The organism is Microcoleus vaginatus FACHB-2002, from assembly GCF_040004035.1.
Taxonomy (GTDB): domain Bacteria; phylum Cyanobacteriota; class Cyanobacteriia; order Cyanobacteriales; family Microcoleaceae; genus Microcoleus; species Microcoleus vaginatus_C.
Window position 1 is genome coordinate 92,207 of sequence record NZ_JAMPLN010000004.1, and the last position, 22,414, is coordinate 114,620.

Sequence of the window (22,414 nt, forward strand, 5' to 3'; positions counted from 1 at the left end):
TAACCACGATTGCTTTACTGGCTCATTATGGTAATGATTGGGTAGAAATTACCGGCAATATATATCTGTAATTAAAGCTCGAACTTGCGGACAGCTTCATTGTACAGATGAATAGCTAAATCGCGCAGAATTTGTTCATTTTTAAACTCACTTCCTAACTTCTGTTTGGCCATTTGAACACACATTTTCATCAAGGCTGATGAACTTTCAACGTGCAGTGCGATCGCCTTTTGCTTTTCTTCAAAAGTAGCCTCGATTTCGGCTCCCATTTTGACCGATTGACAATTCGCAAATTCCTCTAAATTTTCAGCCCTTTTTTCCTGCTTTCTCTTTTGTAGTTCCTCAGAAAAACCCCCAGCAATTATCCCTGCAGGTAACGCAAAAATTCCGATTCCCAAAAACGCTAACATGGCTCCTAACAATTTCCCTAAAGGAGTGATTGGATAAATATCGCCGTAACCAACAGTAGTTAATGTCACAACTCCCCACCACATTGCATCGGGGATGCTGCCAAAAGCTTTGGGATGTGCCTCGTATTCAACAAAATACATGATGCTAGAGGCAAATATTAACAAAATAAAAACTGCAAATGCAGTGGCAATTAACTCCTCTTTTTTAGCGTACAATACTGCTCCCAGAGTTCTGACTGACTCTGAATAACGGCTCATTTTTAGCAAGCGCAACAAGCGCAGAACACGAATTAAGTTAACGAAATTTAAGCTAGGAAATAACAGCAAAAAGTAAAAAGGTAAGATCGAAATTAAATCTATCAAACTTAGCGGTGTAAGAGCATATTTTAATCTTCCCCAAAGCGGGTGGCTGTATCTGCGATCGACTGTAGACACCCACAGCCTCAAAATATATTCTATGGTAAATACTAAGGAGGAAACAATTTCGATGTTTGCCAAAAGCGATGTGTGTTCTGGCGACAATCGGGGCGAAGTAGAAGCAATAAAAGCGGCGACGTTGATCAGAATTAAACAAGTTATGACAACATCATCTGCTAAACTGTATAAATTGCTGGAATCTGAGGTTTCTAAAATTTCATAAATTATAGTTTTGATTGTTTTACGCATCTGAGTTTGTCCTAAAAACTTAGCAATTAACGCTCGCGGTTGACTACAGTATAAGCAATTAAATTCAAAAAATTAAGCAGGAGTTGCCCTAAAGCTAAAAAATGGGCTTCTTCAGAGAGGCTCTTGTTAAGAAATTCAATATTTCTCAGGGAAAGTGGGTTGTTTGGGGCAACGGCGTTCTAGTAAAATTTAGAGTTGATCTGGAAAGAATTTCCAACTATTACTGGGTTTGCAGGCAAAAATCATGAAGGTAGCCGTATTCAGCACCAAATCCTACGATCGCACATTTCTGGAAGCAGCGAATGTCGGCGGCAAACACGATTTAGTTTTTTTTGAACCGCGTCTGAACCTGGAAACCAGCGTTTTGGCTGCGGGATTTCCGGCAGTCTGCGCGTTCGTGAACGACTCCTTGGACGCGAAAACGCTGCTTAGCATTGCCGAAAAAGGCGTCCGCTTGCTGGCCCTGAGATCTGCCGGATTCAATCACGTCGATTTAGCAGCAGCGAAGGATTTAGATCTAACTCTCCTCCGAGTTCCGGCTTATTCTCCCTACGCAGTGGCCGAACACGCAGTCGCTCTGATTTTGTCCCTCAACCGCAGAATCCATCGGGCCTACAACCGCGTCCGCGAAGGCAATTTCGCCCTAGATGGCTTGTTGGGTTTTGACCTCCACGGCAAAACGGTGGGAATCGTCGGAACAGGGAGAATTGGCGCAATTACTGCCCAAATTCTGCACGGATTCGGGTGTCGCCTGCTGGCATACGATGTTTACCAAAACCCAGATTGCCTCGCCCTAGGCATGGAATACGTCGCACTTCCGGAACTGTTCGCCACCTCTGATATTGTCAGCCTCCACTGTCCGCTGATACCGGAAACTTACCATTTAATCGGTGCAGAGGCGATCGAGCAAATGAAACCGGGGATGATGCTGATCAATACCAGCCGCGGTCAGTTGATTGACACTAAAGCTGTTACCAAAGGACTGAAGTCTGGTATAATTGGCTACCTCGGCTTAGATGTGTACGAACAAGAGACGGATCTGTTTTTTGAGGATTTGTCAAATCACGTCATTCAAGACGACGTATTTCAGCGTTTGCTGACTTTCCCCAACGTCCTGATTACCGGACACCAAGCTTTCTTCACCGAGGAAGCTTTGAAAAATATCGCCGAAACCACGATCGGCAATATCACCGACTTTGAACAAGGACGCCCTTGCCCGAATCAAATCGACCTCGATCAAGTGAAAAAATGAGTCAAAAGACCGATTTGGCAGCGAAGGCAATTGTTTAAAATCAAGTCATATCGTTATTTTTGCTTGCAATTTGTGAAACTCTGCCTTAGTCTCATCAATTAGTCCCTGCAGCGCGGATGCTGTGCTAATTGCCGGAGAATTATACTGGCAGCAATTCACAGCCTGCAATTTTACCTGACAACGGAGGAAGTATTCAATGACACAAGCTAACTTTTCGGACGAGACACAAACAATCACTGAAGTCGTGACAGTAGATCTGGTGGAGGACAAACCGGGGGTCATGACTACAGTGACAACCCCGGAAACAACCGCCAGCCAGTTCCAAGATATTAAAGACCAAGTTATTACAATTTTGTCGGAACTTCCAGCCTATCTCTCTAATTTTTTTGCTGACTACCAAAAGCCCCTCATAACTGTTGGTTTAATTCTGGCAGGCGGTATTAGTATTAAGGTAATGCTGGGAGTTTTAGGTGCTCTTAATGATGTCCCTTTGGTAGCTCCCGTTTTTGAGTTGATAGGGATGGGATATACGGGTTGGTTTGTTTACCGCTATCTGCTCAAGGCTTCTGATCGCCAAGAGTTGTTAACGGAAATTGATTCTTTAAAAGAACAAGTTGTAGGCAAAGATTCTTAAACGAAGGAAGAAGGAAGAAGGAAGAGGGAAGAAGGAAGAATGAAGAAGAAAGAATGAATAAAGAAGATTTTTCCCACTCTCCCCTCTCCCGATCTCGCACTCCTGGCTCTCCCAATCTCCCGCTCTCCGGCTCTCCCCCTCTCAATTTGGATGGCAAACTTGTTGCAAAGTGGCGGTAAAGTCGGGGTAGGAAATGGCAGCAGCTTCTGCTCGGTGAATGTTAGTAATACCTGTGGCGTTGAGCGCTGCGATCGCCAAACTCATCGCTATTCTGTGGTCGGTGTAGCTGTCAACATCCGCGCCGGTCAAAGGAGTTCCCCCGGTAATTTCTAAACCGTCGGGTAACTCGGAAATTTTGGCTCCCATGCGGTTGAGTTCGGCAGCAGTCACGGCCAGCCGATCGCTCTCTTTGACTCGCAACTCCGCCGCATCTCGAATTATTGTAGTACCCGATGCAAAGATTGCCGCTACTGCCAAAATCGGGATTTCGTCAATCAGTCGGGGAATTAAGTCGCCAGCAATGGTGCATCCCCGCAATTGGCCGGAACTGCGAACCAAAATATCCGCTACAGGTTCCCCAGCCGCCTCTCGCTGATTTTGCAGTTCAATGTCGGCGCCCATCATTTCCAAAGCTTCCAAAATGCCTGTACGAGTTGGGTTGACGCCGACATTTTCGACTACGAGCTCGGAACCCGGAACGATCGCCCCAGCAACTAGCCAAAATGCCGCCGAACTAATATCCCCCGGTACAATCACATTCTGCCCTTGCAGTTGTGTCGGCCCAGTAACTGTCACGCTACAAGTTTCTGGATCGACGCTCAATAGGGCTCCAAACGCTCGCAGCATTCGCTCGCTGTGATCCCGCGACAGAGCGGGTTCTGTGACTGTAGTGTCTCCCTCCGCCATCAAACCGGCCAGCAATATGCAAGATTTAACTTGAGCCGAGGCGATCGGAGAATGGTAGTGAATCGGTTTTAACTGCTGTCCCAGTATCGCTAAGGGAGCTAAAGAATTACTTTTTCGGCCCCAAATTTGCGCTCCCATTTGTTGCAGCGGTTTAATGACGCGCGACATGGGGCGCGATCGCAGAGAACTGTCACCCGTTACCGCATAAAAACGCCCCGGATGAGACGCTAAAATTCCCAACATCAGCCGCATCGTCGTGCCGGAATTACCCGCGTCCAAGACTTCTACAGGCTCCTCTAACTCGCCAATTCCGACGCCCGTGACTGTCACCCGTTCCGCGTTGAGTTCAGAAACTTTTGCTCCCAGGAGCGAGAAACATTTAGCGGTGCTGCGGGGGTCTTCTCCTAGCAGCAATCCCTCAATTGTCGTTTCACCGTGGGCGATCGCACCCAACATCAAAGCTCGGTGAGAAATCGACTTATCGCCCGGAACTCGAATCCTCCCCACCAGCGACAAGCCCGAGGCCGGTTTTTGAATGCTTAAAGTTTGGCTTTTGTCAAGGAGCGTAGTAGTTATAATGTCAGCTTGCATTGAGATAAACTAGGATTGGATGGCGTTAGCTATCCTACCTTTTTCCCAGTCCTAAGTTAGTCGTCTTTTGTACGGCCTGCGGGTTTTTTCCCAATGTGTCCGGTTAACTCCAAGGCTGATTAAACTCTCCGGGACAGTGCGCTGTCAGTTGTCAGCGACAATAGAGAGCGGGCGCAACGGCACGGATTTCACTTTAATTTCACATTAATTTCACAAATATTATCCGTGTATCTGCCTAGATTTCATTTCCTGCTATCAGTTATCGACCAGATAATTGAATTTTGACTGAACAATTTTATATTTTCGATTGCGAGTTGTAGGTTTTTCATTTTTTTAAGCAAAAGCTCCGGAATTTGGAACCCAGCAAATCTAAAATATAAAATATAAAGCCTAAAATCTCAAATCTCAAACCGCCCAATTCACCACAACTCCTAAACTTTTATTTATGCTGACCCATCACCGCAAGCCTGTAAGTTTATCGCTGGTATCCACAGATTTACCTTTGTGGTCATTCGTTGAAACCGCTGCTACGGTTTATCAAAAAGACCGCGATCGCTTTCACTTGTTGTTGCACGAACCAGCAATAATCGATCGCCAATTTTCCGACGGTTCCGACGAATCTGCCGAGCAAGTTACAATCTTGCCCCCAACTACAAAACCCCGGTTGCTCTGGCTAGAAGTTTCGCCCTATCGAGTCATTATGACCATGCAAGGAAACGGCAAATACAGTTACCGCCACTGCTGGGAACGAGGAATGTACGGCCTGAGCCGTTATTGGCTTCAGGGCGAATCGCTGGCTACTCCCGAACAGTTGCGACTTCGCAACTTCACCCGCAACTTGACGCTGACAGGAAAGCCGGAACCGGAACACTTGCAGTTAGAATACGAGTTGTGGTCGGAGAAAGTACAACTCGGTCGCTATATTTTGAATCTAGAAATTCATCACTAAATTGGGTAATTGGAAAGGGTTAATTGCAAAGGGGTAGAGAGTAGGTGAAGGCGACGCATTCCTCAAATTCATTCACCCCCCGTGGGTTTTTGGGGTTCGCGTGGCCATCTCAAAACTCAAAACTCTTAGCCTTTAGCGATCGCTCTTACAATAATTAATCAGTTTGCTAGTCAAAGCGTCTTGATTTGCGGCTGCTTGATTTGCCTGTTGGCCTGCTCTAATAATATCTGCTTGAGCTGTTTGGATTTGCTCTCGACCTTCTATACTTGTAGAAGCGAGATTGCCAGCCTGAAGACTTTTGCTTATGTCGCCGAGTGCTTGACTAATTTCCTGGAAGGATTTAACCGATGGCTGCTGAATTTCTTTGAGGGTTGGATCTGTTATTCGCAGATCCTCAAGTTCATTCGCTATCAGGTTCAAATTTTTAGCTAAATTGTCGGTCGTTGCAGCATCGTTGCTGTCTTTATCAACATCAATGAGAGCGTTGCCTTTGTTGACAATTTCAGTAAATTTAGTACACTGGACAGCTCGGCTATCGCTGCAACTAATCGTCAGCATACAGCAAGCAACAACTATCAGCAGGATGGCAATCTGTTTGCGAAAAAAGTACATGAACCCTCGGTTGCAAAAAAAAGTAGATTCTGGGATGGTGTAGTAGAGTGCGTCAGCGATTAGCCGATATATCGACTGTCGAACAACTTTCGCAGCATTCAGACACGCTCTACTAAGCTAAACTACGTACCTGTTTAGGAACTATGGTCAAAAACAGCAATAACCTAAAGAAGGGAAGCATTTGGGGATATCTTACCCTGCTTTTGCCTATTTCCTTGACGGCGGTTGCCAGTTTCGAGTCGGGAACGATGTTTTGGGCGATCGCCACCACAGCGGGCATTGCTTGGGCCTGGAGGCTCTACCAGCAGCAACAAAAACACAAACTCGCTCATTTAGACTCGGTTTTCTACAAGTTAATCAAGGAAAATCAAGGGCGAGTTACGGCTTTGGATTTGGCGATGAATGCAAAACTCCCCGGAGAAAAGGTTCAAGAGTATCTCGACGAACGAGCCTCTGAGTTTGCAGCGGATTTTGAAGTGACAGAACAAGGCGGAATTTTGTATTATTTTCAAATAGCTCCACCTGTCAATCAAAGCGAAACAGCTAATGCGGGAATAGCTGTTCAAGAGCCTCCCACAAATCGGGAAAAAGCACAAGATAAAAAACCAAATTTATTCCCCATTGCTCAAACCAAGACTCCTGAAAAACCCAAAATCTCTTTTACCCAGACGGAACTCTCCCGCAGGTTCAAAGTTCACGCAACTACGATCGGCAAGTGGAAACTTAAGCCGGAGTTTGCTCAGTGGAGCCGCGAAAAAGACCCGGAGGCAATCGCCTGGGAATATTCTACAGAAAACAAGCGATTTTATCCCAAAGATTGAGTGCCTCCGGTATAGACCAAAATATATCAATAAACCCCGTTTATACGACGCTCTGCGGTTGCTAACGAAGAATTTGGGAAGAAACCCGGTTTCTGAGACTTGAGCGCGTCCAGCACTGATTTTACTGCCGTTGACCGATCGACCTGTGTAGGTTATTTTAAGTAAAATCCTCTATAGTTGAGTTTGCCAAATAAAAATCGGTAAATTCGATCGTCCTATCTCTGACTTTTTTCTCCTATGTCCAAAACAACCTTGCGAGTAGTCGCCCGCCTCGCTGCCTTTCCCGACAAAGTAGCAGAACTTAAATCTCTGCTGCTGAGCATTATGGAGCCCACTCGCAAAGAAAAAGGCTGCATCAAATACGAACTCCTGCAAAATCAAGCCGATCCCACAGATTTTACCTTCGTTGAAGAGTGGGAAAGTGCAGATTTGTTGGAACTACATCTCGGTTCAACTCACATTCAAGACGCAGTGCAGAAATTAGACGGTTTGGCCGTTGGGCCTCCAGATATCCGCCGCTATGAATTGCTAGCTTAATCCGGTTTTTAGAGCAATTTTATTAAGGGTTGGTGAAATAGCTTCTACCCCCCTAGCCCCCCTTACGAAGGGGGGATAAGATTGAGATTTAAAAGTGTAGTAACTTCCTAAAATTTATGATGTCTGCAACAATAAAACAGTTATTTATTTATCCAATTAAAGGGCTGACACCGCAAGAAATGTCGGAGTTTGCTTTAACAGCAGGACACGGAATTAAGGGCGATCGAGCTTTTGCCTTAATGTTTGCAGATAATCTTGAAGCTGCAAAAATGCCGGCAGACAATGTGCCTTGGATGAGCAAAAAAAATTTTGCTGTCCAAAACGATTGGCCTCTGTTAGCAGCTTTGGAATGTCATTATCAACCGGAAACGACGGTTTTAACAGTCAAGCGTCAAGGAGTTGAAGTGTTATCCGCAGAAACAAACACAGCAGCGGGGCGCGATCGCATCGGCAGTTTTTTCACAGAATATTTGGCAGCAACTGAACCCACAAAAGAAGCGAGACACCCGCAGTTTGCACCTTTGCAATTAGTCGGCGATACCAGCGGCGAAACTCGTTATCCCGATCGAGAACCCGTACACATCTCTTTACTCAGTCAAGCCACATTAGACCAATTAACAGAAATCGCTCTTCAAAACATTGACGTGGGCCGATTTCGCCCGAACATTGTGCTAGAAGGTATGGCAGCTTGGTCAGAATTTGAGTTGATCGGAAAACAGTTTCAATTAGGCACGGCGCGCATAGAAGTTACAGCACGAATCGGTCGCTGTGTCAATATAGAAGTGAATCCAGAAACGGGCGATCGGGATATTTCCCTACTCAGTTTACTCCAAAAGGAATTCGGTCACGCACAAACGGGAGTGTTAGCCAAAATTATCAACAGCGGCACAGTTAAAATCGGCGATGTTTTGACTTCTTATTAATAAAAACCAACATTAAGATTGTGAATGCTGCCTAACTTCCTCTACTGATAAACCCAGTGCTTCTGCCACTTGCTGTGTATTCAATCCCATTGCCAACAACCGAGGGATGGCATCCCGCCGCGCTTGGGCTTCTGCCGTCAAAGCCTGCTCTGCTAAGGAAGCTCTTTGCTGTTCGACAGCAGCTCGTTCTGTACCTGTCAGCAGCAAATTGCCCTCGCTGTCCCACCACCTCAGCCACAGCATTGTCTGGTTTTGATAACTGCCTTCCCACAGTCCTAATTCTACGCCCATTGGCGCGCTCGGATAATGACCGCGATCGTTCGGAAGCAACTGCTGGTAAAACCCATTGTTCAGGTTGTAAACCTCCAGCCTGCCACTATTGATCTCATAGATGCCATAAAACGGAATCCGCATGATCCGCTCATATACCCAAAACTTCCCAGGTCTTGGCGCCGATTCGACTTCCGAGTACGATAGTGGCGTTGTGTCCCGCTCTTCTGAACCATCTCCTGATGCGAACTCCAAAGCAATCATCGGAGCCATGAATTCCCGCCACAGCACGTAAGAGCGACGGATCTGATTTCCTAGTGTTGGTGGCACATTCGGCACGTAGAACCAATCAGGAGCTTCCGCTCCCTTTTCAAGCGGGTCTGTTTCTCGCCAATAGATGCCGCAGTCTTGCCCTATAGCATATTGCCCATCGGGATGAAGCTCTTGCAATACCGACCCGATAGAATCAGTCAAAATAATGCTCTGGGGATGCTCCTGAAAATTCTTCACGAAAGTGCCATCTTCCTCTGGCAGTTTCGTGTGGTCGGGGAAGGGAGAGGGAAGGACAATCTTTTCGGTTGCCGGGGTCATGCTACCTCTCAAGTATTGCAGCTTACCTGAATATCTTAAGTCATCCTGCTTCCGGCACCCTCACCTTATTACCAATCAAGTTCAGAAAACTCGTGCCAAAATGTTGAATCTCCAAAAAATTAGCATAGGAAGGAGTTGACTTGTAAACTCTAAAAGTCCGCATAATTCCTAAAGTCGCGGCACTTTCCAGCGGGCCGATAAAGCTAGTATCTCTGTCCAAAAAATGAGACTGCTTAGCCCAATGTGCCATTTGTTCCGCATTCAAAAAATAGCAGCCGGAATGAGGATTCAAAGCCCGCTCAAAAGCGACTGTTTGTTCCATGATTTTTCCCATTAACTGCCGCTGCTCCTCTACATTTTGAAACGGAGAAGTCGCTGATTCTGCTAAATCACCATCAACATATGCTTTAAAAACCGCGCCTTTAGGCGCTATTTCATAGCGATTAGGTTGCAGCAAATTCCCATTTCCTCCGTGATGCGTAAACCACTTTAATTTACTAAAAAACCACGGATCATGCAGAACTAAATCATCTTCCAAATAACAGAAATAATCGTATTTGTTAAGACACGCCCGCAAAACTGCTTGACACTCAAACCCCAACAGCAGCGGTTCGCATTTGGTAGCGTGGTGCATAAAACATCTGGGCTGCACTGGCAGTTGAGGCAAGAGATGATAGCCTTGAGTAGTGCAAACAACAATGTCAATTTCATGCTGTTGAGATTGATTTGCTGGGATAGTTGCACATTCGCTAATGTCAATCATGGACTGAGATTTGCCGTACAAAGCTTGCAGCGATGTCACACAAGCGGTTAAAGCATTTAGTCGTGGTTGCGGATCATTTCGCTGGGAAGCGTGTTTCCCGTCGCCGCTGGGATTGTAAAAGTGAGCAATAGTGAATAGAATTCGCATTGGTGTGGAGTAACAATTAGAAATTAAACAATAAAACAGAACGATCGCACAATAACCCTATAAATCTTACCGCACTTAGTCACCAAATAACTCCGGCAGGCGATCGCGCAACTCAGCATTTAAACGTGGCAACTCGTCCCGCATCTGTAAGTACCAATCTCGCCGCTCCCGGTAGTGCCCACAGAGCAAGCGGTTGTCGCGCACCCATTCGTAAGCATTCGCGGCTATTCCTCGGCGCATAGAAGTGTCAGAAATCAGCGAATTCAGTTTGGTTTCAAACTCTTTTTCATATCTATAAATCAATCCGGTTTCACCTTCGACAATTGAATGTTCGTACACGGTGGGACTTGCCAGCACCGCTACTCCCCGCGCTGCACATTCAATAAATTTTAAGTCGGATTTCATTTCGTTAACCGGGTTGGAAACGAGCGGTAACAGAGCGATATCGCAAGTGTACATAATTTCTTGATACCGTTCATAACTGCAAAATGGTTCAAATTCTTTTTGCTGTATTTTCAAGGATTCAAAAAATTTTCTGTCGTGGATTACTTTAACTCTAATCCGGTGCTTGTGGGCGACTAAAACTTGATTGAGTGCTGCCATAATCGGCTGCCAATCTTTTTCGCGGTTGAGTGCACCAAAAAAGATTGTGACTGTATTTTCTGCCGGATAAATTCGCGGCGGAGGTAGATAAGCTAATTGATTGGGAAATACAGCCACATTGGGATTGTATTGGCGCAAAATTTTTGCTAGGGGTTCTGTAGAAGTTTGAACGCAGTGACAGCCGCGATAGCTGAGGTAATTATTATCTGCATATTCCCGGCGGCGGATGGGATTGTCATCAATTTCAGCTACTATTAAATAGCCTTGTTGCAACAGTTCTTTGAGTTGGGGAATGTAGGCAGGATATTGCATGATTGTCCGCTGCCAGATGAAAACTTTTTCCTCTTCCGGCAGGGGGGGAATTAATCCTGCTGTTTTCACGCCGGATACGGTGCGGACACCGGGAATTGTGGCGCTAAATTTGTCCGGTTCCAAAACTCGCACGCGATCGCACCCTGTAGGAGCCATAATGATAGTCTGAATCAGCAGTCTGCGCGCAGGTACGGTCGATTTGGTCGATCGCACGATATAATGTTCTGCACCAGTTTCCGTAGCAAAACTGCTCGCTGTGAGTTCTAAAGCCTTTACCATGGGATGCAGTAATTCCTGAAAGTGGACAAAATTTTCTGTTTTGTGTCCCTTCCCTTGAAATTCATAAACCTGCAATCCGGCTTGAGCAAATAGTGATTTAATACTTTCTAGGGTAAACCAGTGCTGCATCTTACTGTCGGGATTCTCCCACTGTCCCCGCAACAGATTGACAATTCGCCGCCAGTATTGAACATTAGGGATTCTAGCGAGAATTTGCCCCTCTGGATTCAGCAAACCACTGTACTGCTTGAGCACTTCCCAAGGGTTTTTGAGATAGGGTAGCAAGTCGCCAAAAACCAAACAATCGACGGTTCCTGGGGCGATGTCGAGACTTTCGAGGGCAATTTCTTCAATATCGGCTACTGTCACCCAGTTTAGCCGATCGACTGCAATTTTAGCTTTTTCTCGATCGCATTCAATGCCAATATACTGACAATGGGGATTGATCAGTTTGTACTGTTCGCCCGTCGAACCCGTACCGCAGCCAATTTCGACAATGACTTTAGCATCCGGCGGTAGCAGCTTCAAGAAGTCGTGGTTGGCGCGATCGATCACTTTGTCTAAAATTCCTGATTAGTTTATCGTAAAATAAAACAGAGCAACCCATGCCGACAGACAACCAGCCGAAGGTTAGCATTGCGATGCCAGTATACAATGGCGATCGCCATCTTTGTCAAGCACTAAATTCTCAGTTGCGAACTTTTTTTCTTTTCTATTCTCTTGGTCTGCGTTAAGAGCGTTTCCTTTAAATCTTATTCACCAATCCTCCAGGATTGCTATATGTTAGCAAATATTCGGCAAAATTATAATTTCTTCTCTACCCTACCCTTTTTTAGCGCTATTGAGCCGATCAATTAATTGTGCTTTTCCTCAAAAAATCCACACTACACTGTGCTAAATACATTAGAAACTATGAACCCTAATCTAGGAATGAACATCGCCGGCTACATCAACGGCGAATTTGGCATAGGAGAAGGTGTCAGAGCAAACATCAGAGCCGCAGAAGCCACCAACATTCCCTTCGTCATCAACAATTTTACCCGCAGTCCCCACCGCAAGAAAGACACCACCTATCAAAATTTTAGCGAAGATAATCCCTATCCCGTAAACTTAATTCAAGTCAACGCCGATGAAGTTGCAACCTTTATCAAACATATAGGTTCCAGTTATTTTGACAAAAAATACAACATCGGCTTTTGGGCCTGGGAACTTCCCGCCTTTCCCCCGGAATGGCAGCCCGCATTTAATCACTTTCACGAAATATGGACTTACAGCAACTATTGCGCCGAAGCAATTGCAGCAGTAGCGCCAATTCCCGTTATCAAAATCATGCCTAGTATTGCTCTCCCCGCACCTTCCCTGAACAGAGAAGCACTGAATTTACCGAAAAATAAATTTATTTTCTTGTTTGTCTTCGACTTTTCCAGCCGCATCGAGCGCAAGAATACTTTGGCGACAATTCAAGCATTTAAACAAGCTTTTGGCGAAGACAACAGCGTATTATTGGTAATCAAATCTTCTAATTCCAACAAATTTTCAGCGGAGCAAGCATCCTTAAACTCAGCCATAGCAAATAATTCAAATATCAAACATCTAGACGGGTATTTGTCCAAAAATAAACTTAACGGTTTGCTCTACAATTGCGACTGTTATGTATCCCTGCACCGCTGCGAAGGATTTGGCTTAACAATGGCTGAAGCCATGTTTTACGGAAAACCCGTAATTGCCACCGGCTATTCATCAAATACAGAATTTATGAATGTAGGCAACAGCTATTTAGTCAAGTATAAGTTAATCCCAATTGAGAAAGATTGTGGGCCTTACAAAAAAGGCAATGTTTGGGCAGAACCGGATGTCGAACACGCTGCGGATTTAATGCGTCATGTCTTCAACAATTACCGGGAAGCTCAGCAAGTTGGAAGAATAGCTGCTGATGAAATTAAGACTTTACTGAATCCGCCAACTGTCGGGAGAAAAATTCAAAACCGTCTCGAATATATTGCCGAAATTACAGAGAATTTCAAAAGCTGGGAGGGCGGAATACGGAAAAAGTCCTCTCAGGGGGCGACAGTAAAAAATGCACGACCTTTAGTTAGTATTTGTATTCCTACATACAACGGAGCGGCATTTGTTGGCGAAGCAATTCAAAGTGCTTTGGTCCAAACATACTCTAACATAGAACTGATTATATCCGATGACGGTTCCACAGACGAAACAGTTGCGATCGCCCAATCCTTCCAATCGCAAACCTCAGTCGATTTCCGCATCATCCTGCACCGCAACTACGGCTTATCACAAAACTGGAACTTTTGCATATCCCAAGCAAAAGGTCAATACATTAAATTTCTGTTTCAAGACGACTTGCTGGCATCAGAATGTATTGAAAAAATGGTCGCCGTCGCCCAACAAAACCCAGAAATAGGTATGGTTTTCTCCCCGCGCGGCATCACCATAGCTGACAATGAATCTAACCCGATTTTACGCCTAGCTTCCCAATCGATTAAAGATTTGCATAAAAGTTGGTCGAATTTAAAATCTATTCAGCCCGGAAAAGAGTTACTGGCAGATACTAACTGCCTGAGCAACCCCATCAATAAAATTGGCGAACCGAGTACCGTTTTAATTGCCGCGCGAGTCTTTGAAGAAATAGGATTATTTGATTCGGGATTATCTCAGTATGTAGACTTAGATATGTGGTGGCGAATCATGGGTAACTATCACATTGGATTTGTAGATGAAAAACTGTCCTCCCTGCGGATTCATCCCGAACAACAAACTTGGAAAAACTTCGCGGCTGGGGAAAATCATAAGGATGTAGTAAGATTTTACAAAAAACTACTAAATAGTCCTGATTACAGTTTCCTGGATCGACAAATCAAACAGACAATCCGCCACAAGCTGGCATTGAGAACCCAGCCGAGTTTATCGGAATTGTCAGCACTGCTTGATCAATACAATAAATTCCCTTCAAAACAGCCTCTTCTCGCGCTGCGCCCATACCGCCAACAGCTAGCTGAATATTGGCTGAATTTGCCAGCGAAAAAATTAGAAAGTGCTTACTCAAAAGACATGGGGAAAGCTCATAAATTGCTACTAGATAGCGGTCTCAAAAATGAAACTTTAACTGAGGAAGAACAAAGTTTTGTCCAGCAGTTATCCTCGAAACTTGCTGAAGGAGGGGAAATTGCCGAGAAGATTGAATATCTCCTCGCAGCGATGCTGTACCGCGACGCTTATCAGTTGCCACTTGATTATAACAATGCAGCGATTCCCCAGTGGTTTTTTGACGATTTTCTGAAATTCCTATTTCAGTCGCCGAATTATTTTAAACTGAGATGTGGGGCCATTGTCAAGAACGGGCAAGATGCCCGTTCCACAAGAGATGAATTTTCGGGTGGAACAGGCATCTTGCCTGTTGGTTACACACAAGATGAATTTTCGGGTGGAACAGGCATCTTGCCTGTTCCTAAACAAGTAATTGAGAAGGGTGCAAGATATCAGTTTCAACCCAAGTCGGAAGTTGAAAGGTACTCTGAATATTTCCAGCAGTTAATCAAGTACGTCGCAGCTAATATCGCCAGTTTTCCCGATTCAGAAGTTTGGCGTTATTTGGCGGCTTTTATTGCGAAAAATGTTAGATTCCAAGCTTTGTATTTGAGCGAGGTCAATCTGCTCAATATATTGAGTCAGCGAGCTGAGATTCTGGAATTTTATTTGAAAAATATCGGCTGTCAAATAGAATGGAATTTTGCTCAGAGAGAACATGAAAGAAGTAAAATTAGAGTTGGCTTTTTGCTTGATAAAATTAGTGATGAACCCGATACTCGTGCAGCAATTCCGAGTTTTGAATATTTAGACAGAAGCAAATTTGAAATTATCGTGTACTATTTCCAGGTACAAGACGAGCGACTGGGGAAATATTGCGACAGTTGCGCCGACAAACTGGTGCAACTGTCAGAAGATTTGCTCCAGCAAGTTCGAGAAATGCGATCGCACGATTTAGATATTCTGCTAATCTGCACCAATACTAGCGACACTTCTCAACCAAGCGCGCTGCTGTGCCTGCACCGACTAGCGCGAGTGCAAATAGCTAGCGGTGCATCAACCCCCGCCACCACGGGCGCCCGAAATATCGATTATTTCATGGCCGGAGATTTGGCCTTGCCTCCAGGTGCAGCAGCAGAGTATCGCGAAAAATTAATTACTTTAAAAGGCTCAGGAGTTTGTTTAAGCTATACTTTAGGATCAGCACCTGCCAGAGTTGAACCGACTCGCAGCAGTTGGGGAGCTACAGACGAATCTGTAGTGTTCATGTCCGGCGCTCAAGCTTGGACAATTATCCCAGAATTGAGAGAAACTTGGGCAAAAATTATTGCGGCGGTACCAAATTCTATTTTAGTTTTGTATCCCTTTAGTTCCCGCTCAGAAAACTATCCAACAGTGCCTTTTTACAACCAAATTCGATCGCTCTTTGCCGAATTTGGGGTTGACAAAAAGCGCTTAGTTGTGATTAAAGCGCTGCCATCTCGCGCAGATTGCATAAAATGTCTGGAATTGGCTGATATATATTTAGACTCCTATCCATACAGCAGTGCCTGCTCCTTAGCAGAACCCCTGTTGGCCGGGTTGCCAGTAGTGGTAAGAAAAGGGCAAACAACTCGATCGCGACAATCAGCCGCCGTGCTCGAAGAACTGCTAATTCCGGAACTGGTAGCAAATAGCGAGAACTCTTATTTAGAGCTCAGCACAGCACTGGGAACCAACCCAGAACTGCGCCAGCACTACCGCGATCGAATTCAGCAAAAAATGGCGGCAAACCCGAAATATCTCGACAGTCGCGCTTGCTCGACCCAACTCGGAACACTCTTTGAAAGACTATTCCGAGAGTGAAGGAACAAGGAAGTTCAGCAACTAAGCAGTGTACGGGATTTAACGGATGGATGTTGAGGGAAGAAGGAAGATGGCAGAAGTAAAGATTTTCCCACTCTCCCACTCTCGCATCCCGCTACCATTATGAGACTCGCGGGGAACCCCTCGCTAGGCAGAGCGTCAAGAAATAGACAGCAATAGCGCTAGCCCACAGACGGTCTGCTATCATCGGGGAATCGAGGGGTTAGTGGTTGTCGCTCTTTTCCTGCCACAGCTAAATTAAAAGGGGAAGCGCAAGTCAGTTGGAGATAAAAAAATGACAGGACTTTTTCAAATAGGCGATAAATTACTGCAAGCTCAGGATATGCCATCGCTCCTGAAGCGGTATCAGTTGATGCCACAATTCTTGCGGGGTGTAATAGTAGACCAAGCGATCGCATCCTTTAGTTGCAGCGACGAAGAACGCAAATCCGCCGTCGAGAACTTTCTGGCACAACACCAACTGACAGCCCCCGAAGCCAAAGAAGCTTGGCTGCGCGGCCAAAACATGACGGAAGAAGAACTTCAAGAGATGGCCGTCAGGCCCTTGCTGATCGAAAAATTTAAGCAAGCCACTTGGAGACCTAAAGTAGATAATTATTTTTTAACCCGCAAAGCCAGCCTAGACCACGTAGTCTATTCCCTGGTACGCACCAAAAATCCTGCACTGGCAAACGAGCTTTACTTTCGTATCCTCGAAGGGGAACAAACCTTTGCTGAAGTGGCCCGCGACTATTCCGAAGGGCCGGAGTCCAAGTCAGGCGGCTTGTTGGGCCCAGTACCCCTCAGCCAGCCCCACCCGGCAATCAGCAAACTTTTGTCCGTCAGCCAGCCAAATCAACTCTGGACGCCGCGTCCTCTGGCAGAATGGATGGTAATTATTCGACTAGAAAAGTTCATGCCGGCCCAGCTCGATGAATCGATGCGGCTGCACTTGATTAACGAACTCTTTGAAAGCTGGCTCACCGAACAGATCTCCCAAATAGGCCCGCTACAGCCCCTCTCTTCCGTGTCTTCAATATCATGACCGAAAGCAATTTCGTCTGGGGCCCCCGGATTTATCCGTGGAGACTTTAAAAAGCGTAGCATCCTGACAAAAAGCCTCCGGATTCATCTGTGGATTCAATCTAAAATCTAAAATCTAAAATCTAAAATTGGATGACTTCTTCCGCTGTTTCCCTCTCCCAAATTCAGGATTTCCTAGCTCAAACACCTCCCTTTGACCGACTGTCAGAGACGGCTATGACAGCCTTGGTGGCTAAATGCCAACTCCTCGGCTACCGAACGGGGCAACCCCTGTTTGAACGGGAAAAAATGCCGACTCAGGTGGCAATTATCTATCAAGGCCAGGCCCGGCTGCTGGGCTTTGACCAGCGCTCGCAGCGCCACGTAAGTTTACGCTTGGTGCAGTCGAAGGAAATTCTCGGGTGGGCTGGCTTGGTCAGGGGGGTTCCCTGCGAAACCGCGATCGCCTCTACAGATGTGATCGCGATCGTCCTACCTGCCGAAGATTTCCTGAACGTACTGGAAAAACAGCCGACATTTGGAGAAGCCTTTCGCGAACACTGTTCCTTGAGCGAAGTATTTGAACTGTTGAGCCTGGAATTGCAGCGCCAAGCAGACGGCACTTCCAATCTCAAGGAACTCACCCTGCAAGCTTGGCAAGATGCGACTGTTGTCAACGTACCAAACGGCAACAAAAAAACTCAAGACATCGCCAAAGAGCTAGATGCCGATCGAATTTGGCTCGTCAGCAGCGGCGTCTTGGGCGACTTTCCCACCGGCAGCCGCTTCTCTGTGGAAAACGCAGCCAAATCCTTAAAAGTAGAAGGCCGCCTCGGCGCCCGCTTGGTCGGCTTCCGGGAACCCCCCGAACCCCAACCCGAAACAGACTCATTAAATGGCACGACAGAGACAGGAGGCTCTGACCAGAAGCCGCCCGGTGGAAAAGTCATCGAGGTTAAAGTCGCCCCAGACCTTCCCCCAGAACCCGCAAGCGGTCAACCAAAGGAGGCGGCAAGATACCCAGTTTTCCGTGCCAAAGGGCAGATTGAGGCCCCGCTTGCTTGCTTCCAAATGTTGAGCAAGTATTTCGGCCTTAAATTTCGCAGAGATATCATCCGCAAAGTTCTAGAAAATCAGTTAAAAACCGCTGGTTCTATCAGTATGCAAGCCTGCGGGGCGATCGCCCAAAGCATCGGCCTCACGCCCCAATTGGCGCAAGTGCCCGCAGAAGCAATCAACCGCATCAAAGCCCCCGTAATGATTAAATGGCAAGATAGCTTTGCCATTATTTACAGCATCACCGAGCAAGAATTGGTGATGGCCACGCCCGAACAGGGGCTGATGCGGAAGCGGATACCTCAGTTTAAAGAAATCTGGGGCGAAGCAGGAGAAGTCCTGCTGCTGCAAGCTCCGCAAGTTGAGCAAAAAGAGCAGTTCAGCTTCTGGTGGTTTGTGCCGGCGCTGATGGAACACAAGACAGTGTTTTTTGAGGTATTGCTCGCTTCGTTTTTTGTACAGTTATTTGGTCTTGCCAACCCATTAATCAGCCAAATAATTATTGATAAAGTCTTAGGTCAGCGCAGCATTGACACCTTGGATATTTTGGGAGCATTTCTGTTAGGTGTTGCCCTGTTTGAAGGACTGCTCAACGGTTTGCGTACCTTTTTGTTTATAGATACCTCAAACCGCATTGATGTCAAATTGAGTGCAGAAGTCATCGACCACTTACTCCGGCTGCCCCAAAATTACTTTGACAATCGGCGCGTGGGAGATCTGGTTTACAAATTCAGCATGATGGGCCAGATTCGGGAATTCATGACGAGTACAGCTCTGACAGTGGTTCTCGATGCGGTATTTTCGGTGGTTTACGTCGCCGTGATGCTCTCCTACAGCGTGCAGCTAACGTTTGTATCTTTGGCAGTGGTACCGATACTGGGGCTGATGATTGTTCTAATCAATCCGCTGGTGCTGCGCCTGATCAAACAAAGAAATATGCGTTTTGCTGACTCTCAATCTTATCTAGTAGAAGTAGTCAGCGGGATTCAAACTGTTAAGGCTCAAAATATTGAATTGAAATCCCGATGGGAGTGGTCTAGCCGCTACGCAAAATACATTACAGCCAGTTTTAAAACAATTATCACGGGGACTACGGCCGGTACGATTAGCGGCTTTTTAAACCAGGTGGGTAACTTAGCTCAGTTGTGGGTGGGAGCTTATTTGGTACTGGGAAATGAGATTACTTTGGGTCAGTTGATTGCTTTCCGAATTATTTCCGGGAACGTGACTGGTTCGCTGCTGCGTTTTGTGAGCGTCTGGCAGAGTTTCCAAGAAGTCTCGATGTCGATCGATATGCTTAAGGATGTGGTCGATACGCCGACGGAAACCAGCGATGAAGACCGGAGCAATATCCCGCTGCCGGCAATTCAAGGGCAGGTTACCTATGAGGAGGTTTCCTTCCGATTCCTGGAGAGCGGTGCACTGCAATTGGCTAATGTTAATTTGGAATTTCCCGCTGGCAGTTTTGTGGGAATTGTGGGGGGAAGCGGTTCCGGTAAAAGTACGGCGATGAAGCTGTTGCAGCGTCTTTATCCGCCGTTGTCGGGCCGGATTTTTATTGACGGATACGACATTTCTAAGGTGGAACTGTACTCGCTCCGCAGCCAACTTGGGGTGGTGTTGCAAGATACTTTGCTGTTTAACTGTACTGTGCAGGAAAATATTGCTCTGAGTAATCCCGATGCGAGTACGGATGAGATTGTGCGAGCTGCGAAATTAGCGGTGGCTCACGATTTTATTATGGGCTTGCCTGCTGGCTACAATACGGTGGTGGGAGAGCGGGGTTCGTCGCTTTCTGGGGGTCAAAGACAGCGTTTGGCGATCGCCCGCACGATTTTGCAAAACCCGAAACTGTTGATTTTGGACGAAGCTACAAGCGCCCTCGACTACCATTCCGAACGCCAAGTTTGCAATAACTTAGCAGAAGCTTTCGCCGGCCGCACGGTGTTTTTCATTACTCACCGCCTGACTACCATCCAAAACGCTGATGTAATTATTATGATGGATCAAGGTTCTGTAGTCGAGCGGGGAACTCATAAAGAATTAATGGCTCTTAAAGGGCGTTACTACTGCCTCTTCCAACAACAAGAGTCATCGAATACCTGATCTCTAAAAACTCACAACTGATCACTAACGCTTAACAACAGAGAACTAACAAATGGCTATGAAATCGTTAATACTTTCTGAGCAACCAGTCATTCTCGAAAAACCAGCGATTTGGTCGCACTTGTTTTTGTGGATGATCATGCTGATGACCACTTCTGCTGTAGTTTGGGCTTATTTTGCTAGCGTAGAGCAAGCTGTCCCCGCTGTGGGTCAATTGGAACTCAAAGATGGTGCTAGAGACATCCAAGCACCTGCTACGGGCGCTGTGGTGAGACTTCACGTTGAAAATGGCGATCGTGTGGAAAAAAACCAGCCTCTGCTCACTTTCAACCCCCTTGCACCCAGTGCCGATTTAACATCGATACAGAAAACTAAAGAAGCTCTGGAAAAGGAAAATAAATTTTACGAAGATGTTGTCAACGGCAAAATTCAAGGCGCTGTTCCTTCTAACCTAGAATCAACAATCAAGGACAGACAGAGCCTCACGGCACAAAATCAAGTGCTGCAAGCTTTGATTGACGAACTGTACCTCAACAGGGGAGCCAGCGGAAATTTTGATGGTGCCCAGCAAGGACTTTATGTTAATTATCGATCGGAATTTCTGTCTCGCGTAGCCGCAGCCCAAGGCCAAGTTCAGGAGTTGGAAAAACAACTGAAGCAAGCTCAGGATGCTGAGAAAGCCGCCGGCGATCAAATGACAGTGGCACAGCAACAATTGGGTTTTGCCCAGAACCAATTAAATTATGCTCAGCAGCAGTTAGCTTCTTCGCAAGAGCAAGTAAAATCAGCCCTGGCTCAGAGAGATTTGGCCCAAGAACAGTTAGCGAAATCCCAACAAGTATTGAAGTCGAATCAAAACATTCTAGGGAGACTCGCCCCCCTGGTAGAGGAAGGAGCCATCGCTGAACTGCAAAAAGAACGTCAAGAGCAAGATGTTTTCAGAGGCCAAAGCGACGTTCTCAAACAGCAAGATCAAATCAAGCAGCGCGAAGGTGAAATCAACTCTCGCAAAGGCGAAATTAACACACGCCTCGGTGAGATCAATACGCGCCGAGGCGAAATTAACGCCCGTCAAGGTGACATCCAAAAAATTACTGCTGAAATACAGCGTCACCAAGGAGAGCAAGCGCGCATTCAGGAGTCCATCAGCCGCGCCGAAGAACAGTTGAAAAACACGAAGGATTCCTGGGCGAAAGAACTTTATACCAAAATTGCTGAAAACGAGAAACAAATTGCCAGCAGTGATTCTCAGCTCAGCCGCTTAAAAGTGGAAAACCTGAAAAAGTTGTCCGAGGTGAACGCTCAGCTAGAAAAGGCTCAACAAAACCGCGACACTCAAGTGATGAAGGCTCCGGTATCGGGGGTAATCTTTGATTTGAAGCCTTCTACGAAGGAGAAAGCTAAGTTGGATATGGCGAAAGATCCGATATGCCAATCCATTATTAATTCGGTGGTAAAACCGGGCGAACCGCGCCCAGCACGCTGCGAAGAAGCTTATTACGAAGCACAGCAAACTGAAAAGCTGCTTAAAGTTTTGGATGACGACAACGGTTTGGAAGCAGTTGTTTACCTGGAAAACAGCAATGTGGCTCTGGTATTGGATGCTTTGAGACAGAAGCGGGCAAAATTGGAGGCGTATCACGGCAAGCAATTAGATGGAGAAAAGATTGACTGCGAAATAGGTAAAAGTTGCGTTTGTCCAGAGAAGGAAGTTAACAGAGAGAAACTGGGTTTGACGAAATACCAATGCGTGCCTGTGGAAGTGAATGTAGAAGCTTTCCCGGCGATGGAGTTTGGTACTGCTGAGGGTGAAGTGATAGAGATTAGCAGCGATGCTGAGCCTCCTACTGAACTGCGGAAATACTACGCTTTCAAAACCAAAATTAAGCTCAAAAATCAGAAGTTTGTTTTGAACAAGGACAAGGCAAATGAAGTGGAGGTTAACTTGCAGTCGGGAATGTCCGTGAGTTCTAATATCAATATCGGCAAGCGGACTGTTTTGCAGATGTTTATCAACCGATTTACTGGGAAAATGGATACGTTCAAGACTATTAAGTAATTCGGTTAACGGCT

Annotated in this window: 16 protein-coding genes; 10 read left to right on the forward strand and 6 right to left on the reverse strand. The window is 46.1% G+C overall.

Translation table 11 applies throughout. From position 1 onward, the window contains the following. Positions 1-71: 71 nt before the first annotated feature. On the reverse strand, positions 72-1,076 hold the full coding sequence (locus NDI35_RS04835) for an ion transporter (RefSeq protein ID WP_445311720.1): 1,005 nt from the start codon (positions 1,074-1,076) through the stop codon (positions 72-74). A 244-nt stretch (positions 1,077-1,320) separates the two neighbouring features. On the opposite strand from NDI35_RS04835, the gene NDI35_RS04840 reads away from it, so the two are divergent. After that, positions 1,321-2,328, forward strand: coding sequence for a 2-hydroxyacid dehydrogenase (locus NDI35_RS04840; protein ID WP_445311721.1), 1,008 nt, complete (start codon positions 1,321-1,323; stop codon positions 2,326-2,328). 196 nt (positions 2,329-2,524) lie between these two features. Next, a complete protein-coding gene (locus NDI35_RS04845) occupies positions 2,525-2,962 on the forward strand; it encodes a CAAD domain-containing protein (RefSeq protein WP_445311722.1) in 438 nt (145 codons plus the stop codon). A 141-nt stretch (positions 2,963-3,103) separates the two neighbouring features. Here NDI35_RS04845 and aroA read toward each other — a convergent pair whose 3' ends face one another. Continuing rightward, the gene (gene aroA, locus NDI35_RS04850) at positions 3,104-4,459 is read right to left on the reverse strand and encodes a 3-phosphoshikimate 1-carboxyvinyltransferase (RefSeq protein ID WP_445311723.1); all 1,356 of its coding nucleotides are present in this window, start codon (positions 4,457-4,459) and stop codon (positions 3,104-3,106) included. Positions 4,460-4,904: 445 nt separating this feature from the next. Here aroA and NDI35_RS04855 point away from each other — a divergent pair, with 445 nt between their 5' ends. Beyond that, positions 4,905-5,408, forward strand: a complete 504-nt coding sequence (locus NDI35_RS04855) for a hypothetical protein (protein ID WP_445311724.1) — start codon at positions 4,905-4,907, stop codon at positions 5,406-5,408. 132 nt (positions 5,409-5,540) lie between these two features. Here the strand turns inward: NDI35_RS04855 and NDI35_RS04860 are convergent, their stop codons facing one another. Beyond that, entirely contained in the window at positions 5,541-6,020 is a 480-nt protein-coding gene (locus NDI35_RS04860) for a hypothetical protein (RefSeq protein WP_445311725.1), read from the reverse strand. Between the two features lie 143 nt (positions 6,021-6,163). Here NDI35_RS04860 and NDI35_RS04865 point away from each other — a divergent pair, with 143 nt between their 5' ends. From NDI35_RS04865 to NDI35_RS04875, 3 genes are all read left to right on the forward strand, one after another. Continuing rightward, entirely contained in the window at positions 6,164-6,841 is a 678-nt protein-coding gene (locus NDI35_RS04865; RefSeq protein ID WP_333059019.1) for a hypothetical protein, read from the forward strand. A gap of 237 nt (positions 6,842-7,078) precedes the next feature. After that, a complete protein-coding gene (locus tag NDI35_RS04870; RefSeq protein WP_190656699.1) occupies positions 7,079-7,378 on the forward strand; it encodes a putative quinol monooxygenase in 300 nt (99 codons plus the stop codon). A gap of 116 nt (positions 7,379-7,494) precedes the next feature. Then, the gene (locus NDI35_RS04875) at positions 7,495-8,301 is read left to right on the forward strand and encodes an MOSC domain-containing protein (protein WP_445311726.1); all 807 of its coding nucleotides are present in this window, start codon (positions 7,495-7,497) and stop codon (positions 8,299-8,301) included. Between the two features lie 12 nt (positions 8,302-8,313). On the opposite strand, the gene NDI35_RS04880 is transcribed toward NDI35_RS04875, so the two are convergent. The 3 genes from NDI35_RS04880 to NDI35_RS04890 all read right to left on the reverse strand — a co-directional run bounded on the left by NDI35_RS04880 (position 8,314) and on the right by NDI35_RS04890 (position 11,821). Further along, the gene (locus tag NDI35_RS04880) at positions 8,314-9,162 is read right to left on the reverse strand and encodes a Uma2 family endonuclease (RefSeq protein ID WP_445311727.1); all 849 of its coding nucleotides are present in this window, start codon (positions 9,160-9,162) and stop codon (positions 8,314-8,316) included. Positions 9,163-9,202: 40 nt separating this feature from the next. Beyond that, positions 9,203-10,072 (reverse strand): calcium-binding protein, encoded by an 870-nt coding sequence (locus NDI35_RS04885; RefSeq protein WP_445311728.1) that lies wholly within the window; start codon positions 10,070-10,072, stop codon positions 9,203-9,205. A 75-nt stretch (positions 10,073-10,147) separates the two neighbouring features. Next, positions 10,148-11,821 (reverse strand): methyltransferase domain-containing protein, encoded by a 1,674-nt coding sequence (locus NDI35_RS04890; protein ID WP_445311729.1) that lies wholly within the window; start codon positions 11,819-11,821, stop codon positions 10,148-10,150. 357 nt (positions 11,822-12,178) lie between these two features. Here NDI35_RS04890 and NDI35_RS04895 point away from each other — a divergent pair, with 357 nt between their 5' ends. The 4 genes from NDI35_RS04895 (at position 12,179) to NDI35_RS04910 (ending at position 22,400) form a co-directional block, all read left to right on the forward strand. Beyond that, positions 12,179-16,156 (forward strand): glycosyltransferase, encoded by a 3,978-nt coding sequence (locus NDI35_RS04895; protein WP_445311730.1) that lies wholly within the window; start codon positions 12,179-12,181, stop codon positions 16,154-16,156. 295 nt (positions 16,157-16,451) lie between these two features. Next, positions 16,452-17,201, forward strand: coding sequence for a peptidylprolyl isomerase (locus NDI35_RS04900; protein WP_333077408.1), 750 nt, complete (start codon positions 16,452-16,454; stop codon positions 17,199-17,201). Between the two features lie 131 nt (positions 17,202-17,332). Further along, positions 17,333-20,341 carry a peptidase domain-containing ABC transporter gene (locus tag NDI35_RS04905; RefSeq protein ID WP_445311731.1) on the forward strand — a complete coding sequence of 1,003 codons (3,009 nt, stop codon included), beginning with the start codon at positions 17,333-17,335 and terminating at the stop codon, positions 20,339-20,341. Between the two features lie 52 nt (positions 20,342-20,393). Then, positions 20,394-22,400, forward strand: a complete 2,007-nt coding sequence (locus NDI35_RS04910) for an HlyD family secretion protein (RefSeq protein ID WP_445311732.1) — start codon at positions 20,394-20,396, stop codon at positions 22,398-22,400. The last annotated feature ends 14 nt before the right edge of the window (positions 22,401-22,414 follow it).